12 protein-coding genes are annotated in these 9,486 nt (G+C 60.0%); 1 reads left to right on the forward strand and 11 read right to left on the reverse strand.

The window, feature by feature from the left end:
* The 11 genes from EN738_RS24695 to EN738_RS24745 form a co-directional block, all read right to left on the reverse strand.
* Positions 1-449, reverse strand: a 449-nt coding sequence (locus tag EN738_RS24695; RefSeq protein WP_189605953.1) for a hypothetical protein, incomplete at its 3' end; no start/stop codon positions are given.
* Positions 450-451: 2 nt separating this feature from the next.
* A complete protein-coding gene (locus tag EN738_RS24700) occupies positions 452-979 on the reverse strand; it encodes a L,D-transpeptidase (protein ID WP_245494658.1) in 528 nt (175 codons plus the stop codon).
* A 43-nt stretch (positions 980-1,022) separates the two neighbouring features.
* On the reverse strand, positions 1,023-2,186 hold the full coding sequence (locus EN738_RS24705) for an AAA family ATPase (RefSeq protein WP_127285990.1): 1,164 nt from the start codon (positions 2,184-2,186) through the stop codon (positions 1,023-1,025).
* Positions 2,183-2,821, reverse strand: a complete 639-nt coding sequence (locus tag EN738_RS24710; protein ID WP_127285991.1) for a TadE/TadG family type IV pilus assembly protein — start codon at positions 2,819-2,821, stop codon at positions 2,183-2,185. Before EN738_RS24710 ends, EN738_RS24705 begins: the two co-directional genes overlap by 4 nt.
* Positions 2,815-3,309 (reverse strand): TadE/TadG family type IV pilus assembly protein, encoded by a 495-nt coding sequence (locus EN738_RS24715; RefSeq protein ID WP_189605955.1) that lies wholly within the window; start codon positions 3,307-3,309, stop codon positions 2,815-2,817. Before EN738_RS24715 ends, EN738_RS24710 begins: the two co-directional genes overlap by 7 nt.
* 7 nt (positions 3,310-3,316) lie before the next feature.
* Positions 3,317-4,825, reverse strand: coding sequence for a pilus assembly protein TadG-related protein (locus EN738_RS24720; protein WP_127285993.1), 1,509 nt, complete (start codon positions 4,823-4,825; stop codon positions 3,317-3,319).
* Between the two features lie 64 nt (positions 4,826-4,889).
* On the reverse strand, positions 4,890-5,171 hold the full coding sequence (locus EN738_RS24725) for a hypothetical protein (protein WP_245494655.1): 282 nt from the start codon (positions 5,169-5,171) through the stop codon (positions 4,890-4,892).
* A gap of 4 nt (positions 5,172-5,175) precedes the next feature.
* Positions 5,176-6,621, reverse strand: coding sequence for a type II and III secretion system protein family protein (locus EN738_RS24730; RefSeq protein ID WP_127285995.1), 1,446 nt, complete (start codon positions 6,619-6,621; stop codon positions 5,176-5,178).
* Positions 6,622-6,674: 53 nt separating this feature from the next.
* A complete protein-coding gene (cpaB, locus tag EN738_RS24735) occupies positions 6,675-7,715 on the reverse strand; it encodes a Flp pilus assembly protein CpaB (RefSeq protein WP_127285996.1) in 1,041 nt (346 codons plus the stop codon).
* A gap of 93 nt (positions 7,716-7,808) precedes the next feature.
* On the reverse strand, positions 7,809-8,027 hold the full coding sequence (locus tag EN738_RS24740) for a Flp family type IVb pilin (protein ID WP_127285997.1): 219 nt from the start codon (positions 8,025-8,027) through the stop codon (positions 7,809-7,811).
* A 62-nt stretch (positions 8,028-8,089) separates the two neighbouring features.
* On the reverse strand, positions 8,090-8,308 hold the full coding sequence (locus EN738_RS24745; protein WP_127285998.1) for a Flp family type IVb pilin: 219 nt from the start codon (positions 8,306-8,308) through the stop codon (positions 8,090-8,092).
* A 517-nt stretch (positions 8,309-8,825) separates the two neighbouring features.
* Between EN738_RS24745 and EN738_RS24750 the strand changes: the two genes are divergently transcribed.
* Positions 8,826-9,486: ATPase, T2SS/T4P/T4SS family (locus EN738_RS24750; RefSeq protein ID WP_145966920.1), on the forward strand; the 661-nt coding region annotated here is incomplete at its 3' end.

Raw genomic sequence — 9,486 nt, forward strand, 5'->3', positions numbered from 1 at the left:
GATCCTGGGTCCGCCGTGTTTTCAGCAAAGGCCGACGGCTCCGTCTCCGTGCTGGCCGGGGCGAACGCGGGCTCGGGCGCGCTCGCCATCGGTTCGTCGCCAACTGGCCGGCTCTGGCCCAGCCGGGCGATGCCGCCATTGACCTCGTTGAACTTCGCCTGCAGCTGGTCGTCGAGTTTTTCGAACCGGCTCTGGAACCCGTTGTTGACGGTGTCGAGGCGAGCACTGATGCGCTGCTCGAACTGGCCGAGCTGCTCCAGCCGCGCTTCCACGGCGCGCAGGTCGTTGATGCCGCGATAGAGGTAGACGGCCGCCGTCAGGTTCACCACCGTGACCACCGCTGCTCCAGCCACGACAAGGCCGATGGTGCCTTTGCGGCTTGGCTTGCCGACGGCCACTTCTTCCCGCGGGCCGAGTTCGATCGCCGGCATCTCCGGGTCGCTGATCATAGTCATTCCACCACCACCTTTGCGCCCACCGCGACGCGCTTGAAGAGGTCGATCACATCGGTATTGGTCAGGCGAAAGCAGCCTGACGTGCCGTCGAAGCCGACACCCTTGGGATCGTTGGTGCCGTGTATGCGGTACAGCGTATCGCGCCCGTCCCGCAAGAGGTAGAGTGCGCGCGCGCCGAGCGGATTGTAGGGGCCGGCGGGCACCATGTCCGGCAATCCCGGCTGGCGGGCGCGCATTTCCTTGGGCGGCCGCCATTCGGGCCATTCGGTCTTCGCCCCGACCTTGACCGTTCCGGTCCAGCCGAAGCCGTCCCGGCCGACGCTGATCTGGTAGCGCAGTGCCTGGCCTTGCCGCGTCACCAGGTAGAGCGCCTTCTCGTCCTTGCGGATGATGATCGTGCCGACCTGCTCGGCGGTCTGGAAGGCGACCGTCTTCTTCAGGCTGGGCCCCATGGCCGGCAGCGGCGGCCGGTCGGCAAGCGCCGACCGCGCCTCGGCGAACGGCAGGCCGGACACCAGCGCCATCGCGGCGATGGAAGCGCCGACGAAGGCAGGCAGAATATCCCGCCTAGCGGCCGGCATCGCTGAGCCGTTCCTTGAACATCAGCTTCAGGTCCTTGTTGAAGCGCGCCCGCCCGTCGACTTCGGAAGGCAGGATGGCGCGATTCAGCGCGTCGGTCAAAAGCGCATTGTCGAGCGCGACCGATTTGATGTGCGGCGCCTTGAAGATCTTCTCCAGCTCGCTGCGCGAGAAGTGGTTTCCGAACCATTTGCGCTTGTGCTTGTTGGCGACCAGCGTGATGCTCACCTGGTTGCCGCGCAGCTCGCGGATCTTCTTGTAGAGCCGCTTGCCTTGCCTGAGCGAGGCGACGTTGAGCTCGAAGACGATGAAGATCTCGTCGCTCGTCGAAAGCACCGAGCTGTGCCAGGGCGTCTCGATGTTCGGCAGGTCGATGACGATGTCGTCGAAGCGGTAGGCGACGAGGTCGAGAAGACGCAGCACGAAATCGGCGCCGTGCGGCTCGAACGGCAGCTCCGGCCGCTCGAAGGAATAGAGCGTGAGACCCGACGGGCGCGAAAGCTTGATGACGTCCATCAGTTCGACATCGAGCCGTTCCGGCTGGCCGATGATGCCCGAGAGGTCGAACTGGTTGAACTGGTTGAGATAGGCACCGCAATTGGCGCTCTGGAAATCGAGATCGACCAGGCAGGTCGAGGCGGCGCGCTCGGCCGACTTCGAGGCCAGGTATTCCGCCGCCGACAGCGCAAGCGTGGTGGCGCCGGCGCCGCCGCTGGCGGCGATGAAGGTGATGATCCGGCTCTTGGTGCCCTGGTTGCCGGTGTCGTGGAAGGTGACGGCGTTGAGCAGCTCCTTCGCGTCGAGCGGCTTGTGCAGCCAGTCCGAAGCGTTCATGCGCACCAGCACGCGCGTCTGCTCCGACGTCAACTCGTCGGAAATCGCGATCAGCGGCACCGAGGCCCATTTGGAACGCGCCTCGACGATGCCCGGCTGGCCGAGAAGCTCACCATTGGCAAGGTCGAGGATGACGATGCCGGGACGTGTATCGGCAGGCGGCCCCTTGAGGAATTCGGCTGTCTCCGAAACCCTGACATCATAGATCGCCAGCGCATCGAGCCTGGTCGATACGTCGCGCTTGAACTGCGGATCCGACGAGAACAGGGCGACCTGCTTTCGTCTGGTGGGAAGGACCTTGGTGTTGATGGCGTTCATGGCGTCCAGGTGCTCTTCATGTCTTCGCCCGTGACCGTGCTGAGCATGGAGGGCATGGTGATGTCTCCAAACCCTAGCAATCCGCCCAGGAAGAAGAACTGGAAAGGATGATCAACGATGCTGACCGTGACTGTCGGCACAGGGCCACCAGGGCGCGTCCAGTAACCAAGGCCGGATGCCGCATATTCTATCCTAATCTCGGACTTCTTTAGGGTTGGCAAAAGATTGGCCATGCCCGACCGACCGCTGTCACCACCGAAAATAAGATCAAATGAGGCTTGGCTTGCTGTGAGGTTCTGACATGTGCTGCCCGCTCCACAAGTGCACGAAACCGTTCCCGCGGTATTTGCGGTGCAGATGTAGTCATACGTACCCGCCGGAACGGCGCTTCCCACCAGCGTGGGGTCGGAGGGCGTCTTTGCCTCCAGAGCGAGCCCGCTGGCGACCGGTGTCGAAATCTGCGCCAGCCTGGCCCCCATCTGCACTGCCTTGTTGCCAGCGTTCCATTGATAGAAGAGGTAGCCGAAATCGACGAAGCCAAGCAGAAGGGTCAGAAGTACTGGCATAGCGACGGCCATTTCAACCATGGTGGCGCCGGATTGGTCCGCGCAGAATTTTGTCTTCGCCATCACCATCCGAAGACTCGCTCCTGATGCGTCGCGGTTATTTCGAGAGCTCCGAAGCCTAGATAGCCCCAAAGCCCGATATCGCTATAGGGAAATGAGGTGCTAACCTGAACGACATTCACCGTGCCGGTGCTGCTCAGATAGAGCACGGTGCCGGTGGAGGAGTCGACGGCCGCAGTGGAACTCTTGGTGACGGTGACCTGTGCAGTAGTCCAGCCCTTCACCCTCGCGCTGCCGCCGGTCACGGCGCCCTTTACGGCCAGGTTCGTCCCGAGGGCCACGCAATTGCTCCAATTGCTGTCGTTGCAACGGGCCATGTAACGCGCTCCGTCTTCCACTCCCGCCTCAAGCAATAGGCGCGTGTTCAGAATGTTGGAGAATTCAAACACACCCGCTGACAACAACAGCATGAATGGTACAACGAGCGCTACCTCGACCAGAGCAGCACCGTTCTCTTCGCCCCTGAAACGCTGGATGATATCGCTGAGTTTGATCATGGCAGCTCTACCGATAGAGCTGGGCTTCGTTGCGGAGGGCCTTGTCGAGGGTGTTATTGCCCAGCGGGCCATCCACATCGACAATCTCAAGACTGATAGGCTTCTCGTTAGCCGAGGAGTCTTCATCGTCTTTGCTGTTGTCCTGTTTTTCAATCGGACTGTTTATGAAGACGCTTGCATAGCCATCCGGCTTGAGCTGGGTGTGGCCGTTGATCTTGGACTGATCTGCGATGCAGTCAACGATCGCCATATTGAGCAACCGGCGATCGGGATCTGCCGTTGGCGTGGTGCCTTTGAAGCATGCCGGAGTGCCTGATTCCTTCGACGGATTCGGCGACTTGTCGTCCACCAGGTTGTGTGAGATCTCGTACTTATAGACGTCGTACCGCGAAGCCGGCTGGGCCGTTGAGGTCGGGTGGCTTGAGCTCGGAATCGACGGATAGGCGGCGCCATTGTGGTTCAAGGCCCAGTAGCCTGAGCGGTCCCACGTGGAATCCGTCATCCCGGTCGAACTATCATAGTTGTTGCCGGGCGGAAGACCCATCGCGGAACCGTCTGTAGCAGCGACGAACTTGTTACAGTTGCTAGTCTTGCCAGCCCCTTTGCGCACGTTGCTCGCAGGCCTGTACTGCCAATTTTTGTCCTGGCTCTTGAGCGAACTGCTGTAGATATCGAACCGGACATTCAGGCCAGCGTTGACTTGGCCCAGGGTGACGCCAGTCTTCGTAGTGAGCGCGTCACGTTGGTAGCAGGTTCCTGCCGTGCCGATCGCAATCGCGTCTCGAAGCGAAGTCAGGCTGTTATCGATTAGCCCGAAATTGCCCGGACCAGGGTTCGAGTCCACTTTAAGGATTCGATATTCGCGGCTGTAGGTGAGCCCTGCCGCAAACGCTTGCTGGATGGTTTTGTTGGTCGCAGGCGTAGTTGTCTCGAACGGGTTGCACATGAAGATCGGAACAGTTTCGCAAATGGATTGACTAAACCCAGCCACCGCCTGCGGCTGTAGATCCATGGTGTCGTTGCTGCCGACAAAACTGGCCGGAAAAATCGACGCGAAGGCGCCGGCGCCATTCGCCACGCCTGACGGGTTCACGGTCACTTCGGCGAATTCCACGGCTGTAGGATCCGCGCTTGCCCAGTTCACACTGTTGGCGTCAACGCCAGCGGCCGACAGTGCGATGTTGTCACTGGCAGGTATGCCCGTCAGGTATGTGATCGTGAGGTCGGCACGTACGAGCGTATGATCGCCCGAAGTTGAGAACTTGGTGCCGTTGGTCAGGAGATTGTCAATTGCACGGTTGGCCCGCGTGATCGAATCCGATTTGCCGTCCAATTCCGCAGCGGCAGCAAGAGCGAGGGCGTCGACGCCCTTCTGAAGATCGTTGTGAAGGGTGTTTGCCCGGCTCATGTCGATAGCCAGAAGTGCGAAGCCGACGAGCACCGGTACCATGATGGCGGCGAACAACATCGCTACGCCGCGTTGATCGTGCCAGAACGCGCGAATACTTCGCAACATGGCCCTACCCCTTAGCCCCTTCACGCCAAGCCCCTCGAATGCCCGGCGCACCGCATCCTTCTGCTCAATTCGCTCCGTTGGTCACACCCGAAGTACCGACATTGACCGTCATGTTCGTCGCCGGCGGTGGGGGCGGCGGAACTCTGTAGTTCTTGACCACGCCGGCGGCGCGCTCACCGTCACCTTCGATTTTCGTGTTGTTTGAAGCCGGATTGTACGGGTCGACCGTCTGCAGCAGCGAATTGGATTTCTGCGTATCGCCTGCTGCCAGCGTTATTGTGTCGTAGTTGTTCAGATAGTCTGCGGCGCAACCTGTCAGCAGGCCGGTGCACAGAACGACGAGCAAGAGCTTATTTCTTGACATAGAGCATCTTGTCCTTCGATTTCACGTCCAGCATGTGGCCATAGGGGCCGGTGACGCCTTCGCCGTGTTCATACTGTCGGATCATGTCCTTGTTCACCTCGAGCTGGCCGAGGATGAAGAACTCCGGGTCGTTGGCCGGTCGCGTCTTGTCGAACGGCGTCGCCAGCTGTTCGCCGGGCTTGACCGGCCGCACGAGATGCGGGGTGACGACAACGACCAGCTCTGTCTCTTCCTTCTGATTGCTCGAGTTGCGGAACAGTGTGCCGATGACAGGGACCTGGCCGAGCCATGGCACCTGGTTCTGCAGCTTGGTGGTCTTGCTCGACAACAAGCCGCCGACGGCGAAACTCTGGCCGTCACGCAGTTCGACCACGGTCGACAGTTTGCGATTGGTGAAGATCGGGTCGCCCGCGGAGGTGAAGCCGGTCAGGTCGCTTACTTCCGGCGCCAGCTTGATATGGATCTTGCTGTCGTCCATCACGACAGGCGTGAACAGCAGATTGACGCCGAATTGTTTGAACTCGATCTGGACTTGGCCATCGCTGCCGATGCTGCGGATCGGCACTTCGCCGCCGGCGTTGAAGCTGGCCGGCTCACCGGACAAGGTAGTGAGGTTGGGCTCAGCCAGCGTGCGCACCACGCCCTTGGCCTCGAGTGCCTCAATGATCAGGTCGACCTTGATGTTGCTGTCGATGACGCGGGTGATCAGCGCCGCAAAGGGATTGGTGTTCGACAGCAGGCCGCTGAGCAGGTCGCCAGGTCCCAGCACCACACCATCCTCGTCGACGGCCGCAATGCCCGTTCCGGTGCGAGTTGTACCCCTGCCGTTCGTGCTCCTTATTGAAACGCCGAGGTCGCGGCCGGCGTTTCGCTTGGCCTCCAGCACACGCACTTCCAAATTCACCTGCTGGCTGTCGTCGATGATCACAGAGTTGATGATCGCGTCGGGACCATATTGCTGGGCGACGTCCACGATGGAGGCCAGCGTCGCCGCATCCTTGACGTGGCCGGCCAGCCTGATCTTGCCGTTGATCGAGCCGATTTCGATGCGCGCGCGAGGCGCCACCTGGCGGATTGCCGCGGCCATGTCGCTGACATCTTGCCCGACCTCAACCTGGAGCGTGCCCAGCGAACGCTTGTCTTCGGAGAAAAGGTTGACGGTCGTGGTGCCGACACCCTTGCCGATGACATAGAGCGTCTTGTCGGTCATCGGCTGGGCATCAGCGATCTTTTCGTCGCCCACGACAATGTCGCCAAGGGTGGAGTTCACCTGGATCGTCACCGACTGCGACACCGGCACGAAGATGCGATGGATAGTCGGGTTCGAAACGTCGATGCTGCGGTCGGCGGCATAGGCCACGGGACTCAGCGGCAGCAATGCGCAGGACAAGGCGAAAGCGGCTGCCGCCAGTGGTCTCCGGAACACACGCATCTACGCTAACCCCCTGCCGGCTGATTCGGAGTGTCGATCCTAATGCGCCGGCGTCATTTTTGTCGCGGCACATCGTATGTTTCGAGCTTTATACCTCGAAATACACCGATTGTCGCACGTGCCGGCGGTTCCGGCTGCACGTATTTGACCGTTTCCTTGACGATTTCCTTCACTTGCGGCTCAGATGCCACAGCCGGAGCCGGCTTGACCTTGCTCAGATCGTCAAGCTTGCTGCCTACCCGTTCGACAGCCTGGGTCAGCCCGGTCAACTTTTCGTCGGCGCGCTTGCGATCAGCGGCCGCGGCAGCGTCCGCCGCTGCCTGCTTGGCGAGTTCCGCCTGCCTTCTGGCGACATCGTCCGGCGTGTCGCCGGTGAGGTCAGAGAGCGTAACGCGCGCAGTTTCTTCGCCGTTGCTGGCCGCCGCCTGGCGCAGCGCAAGCGATAACTGACCCGCGCCGGCAGCAAGCGTAAGCTTCTGCGCATCCTTGGTGCTGACTTCGACCGTCACTGCTTTCACCACAGTCGGGCTGTCCTTGCTCTCATCGGCCACCTGGTCGACGGCGAGGACCTTCACGCTTTGCAGAAGTACATCAACAAAACTTTGATCCGCGCCGTCGGAATTACGCACAGTGCGCGTCAACAGGACATCGACCCGGTCGCCTGGGAACACAAATCCGGCAACGCCGAGCACGTCGTTGACGCGGATGGAAACGGCCTTCATGCCTTCCGCAAGCACCGCTGAAAGCGTGGCACGCTGGCCGGGGCCGGTGATCTTGGTCGCGAGAACGGGTTCGTTTGCGCCAATCGTCTGCAGCGCCTGCTTCGCGCCTTCGCCGGCCAGCAAATCGTTTGTTGTCTTGAAGGCGCCTGCTGGAACCGCACCCGCTGGCCACGCGATTTCGCGCAATTTGTCGGCCGAGAGCGTATCGCCGAATTTCAACGGCACTGCCGCTACCACCACAGTGTCACGTTGGACGCCGTTGGCCTCCGCCATGGCGCTGCGCTGGTTGGCCAGCCAGATGTTGACAAGCACCACTGCCAGCACACCGAATACGCCGGCTAGCACGATCATTATAAGTGTATTGGCCCGCATTAGCCCCAAGCCCCCATACGATGCTGCGGGAACTCGCCCGCCGCGACTTAGAATCAGGCCCGGATTTTTCGATCCGGGCCTGAATGTTATCGATCAAGTGCCTGTCCCAGCTGCGGCGTCGCAAGTCCCGCCCGCCTTACCGTTTAGTACACCGCAAAGACCGGTAAAACGTCCCGTGACCCAGCCGCCTATGGCGAGGATTGCAAGGATGGCCGCACCGGCAATGATGCCGACGAGGATTGAGTATTCGACCATGGCAGCGCCGTTTTCATCGTCGCGGAACTGCCGGGCCAACGTCAAAAGGTTTCTCATGGTTGTTGCCCCTTTTTCTTCCACCTGGCCTCAAAAGAGGCCAGGTGGAAAGTTTGATCCTATCAGGAACCGGTGCCCGCCGCCTTGAGGCAGGTGCCGCCCGCCTTGCCGTTCAGTGTATCGCAAAGACCGCTGAAGCGACCGGAGACCCACCCGCCGATGGCGAGAATGGCCAGGATCGCGGCGCCGGCAATGATGCCGACCAGGATGGAATATTCGACCATGGCAGCGCCGTTTTCGTCGTCGCGGAACTGCCGGGCCATCGTCATGAGCTTTTTCATGCCAATTTCTCCCTTTGGAGGTTGAACCCGACGAGACGAGCCAAGGATGAACCCCATACCCAGCATCCCCCGTCGACTTGATCTAAGTCCCGCCAAAAAGCAGAGTCAAACGGGATTAACAGTTCCTTAACCTTCGAATACCTGATCGGAAGCTCGTTTAATTTTAGCAAGGGATTGATTTGATTAATTTTTCAAGCGCCTTTAACCATTCGTTCACAATCTTGCGCCACCCATATCGGTAGCCTCATCATATTAGAGTATGTGCATAGTCCTTTATATGTAATGGTTTACTTGAGTCCCTTGGCGACCGATTCTCCCGTTGCAGGGCGAAACGTTTCGTGAGGACCGAGCTTAGGTGTGCTCCTGGGTACACAGTCTCGAAATAAAACGATTTTTTTGGAGTCTCGTCTTAACTATGTTGCAAGTATTCGATCCCCTTGATCGTGCTCGGCGCTTGTGCCCTGCGTGGTTAACGCTTAGTTTCCAAAGTGGGGAAATTCAGGGGGGCGTACGCGATATGTTGGGCCGCTTCATCAAGGGACCGAGTGAGCCGGGGCTTTTGCAGCCGGTGTCCGCTTCGCCAAAGTCGACAGGCGCGCAGACAGCCGCCCCGCCTGTGGAAGCTGAGGCGTATGACGACAATTTCCTATCACTTAAGGTCGATCTGCATCGTCACCTCATCGACAGATTCAATCTGACGGCCCTTGAAAGTGCCTCCAAGGACGAGATCCTCAATGAGATCCGGCCGATCGTTCGCGAGTTCGTGCGCAGCCGCAACGTGCCGTTGAATGCACGCGAACTCGACCAGCTGACCGGCGACACGGCTGATGAGATGCTCGGGCTTGGCCCGATAGAGCCTTTGCTCAAGGACGACTCGATCACCGACATATTGATCAACACCCACAAGCGCGTCTTTATTGAGCGGCGTGGTGTGATCGAGGAGACGGCTATCCGCTTCCGCGACGAGGCGCACCTCCTGCGTATAATCAACAAGATCGTCTCAGCCATCGGCCGACGTGTCGATGAATCCGCGCCAATGGTTGACGCGCGCCTGGATGACGGCTCGCGCGTCAACATCGCCGTGCGGCCAATCTCGGTGGACGGGCCGCTGGTGTCGATCCGCAAATTCTCCAAAAATCCCTATTCGCTCGATCGGCTGGTGGTGCTCAATTCGATAC

Origin of the sequence: Mesorhizobium sp. M4B.F.Ca.ET.017.02.2.1, from assembly GCF_003998955.1 — a bacterium.
Lineage (GTDB): Bacteria > Pseudomonadota > Alphaproteobacteria > Rhizobiales > Rhizobiaceae > Mesorhizobium > Mesorhizobium abyssinicae.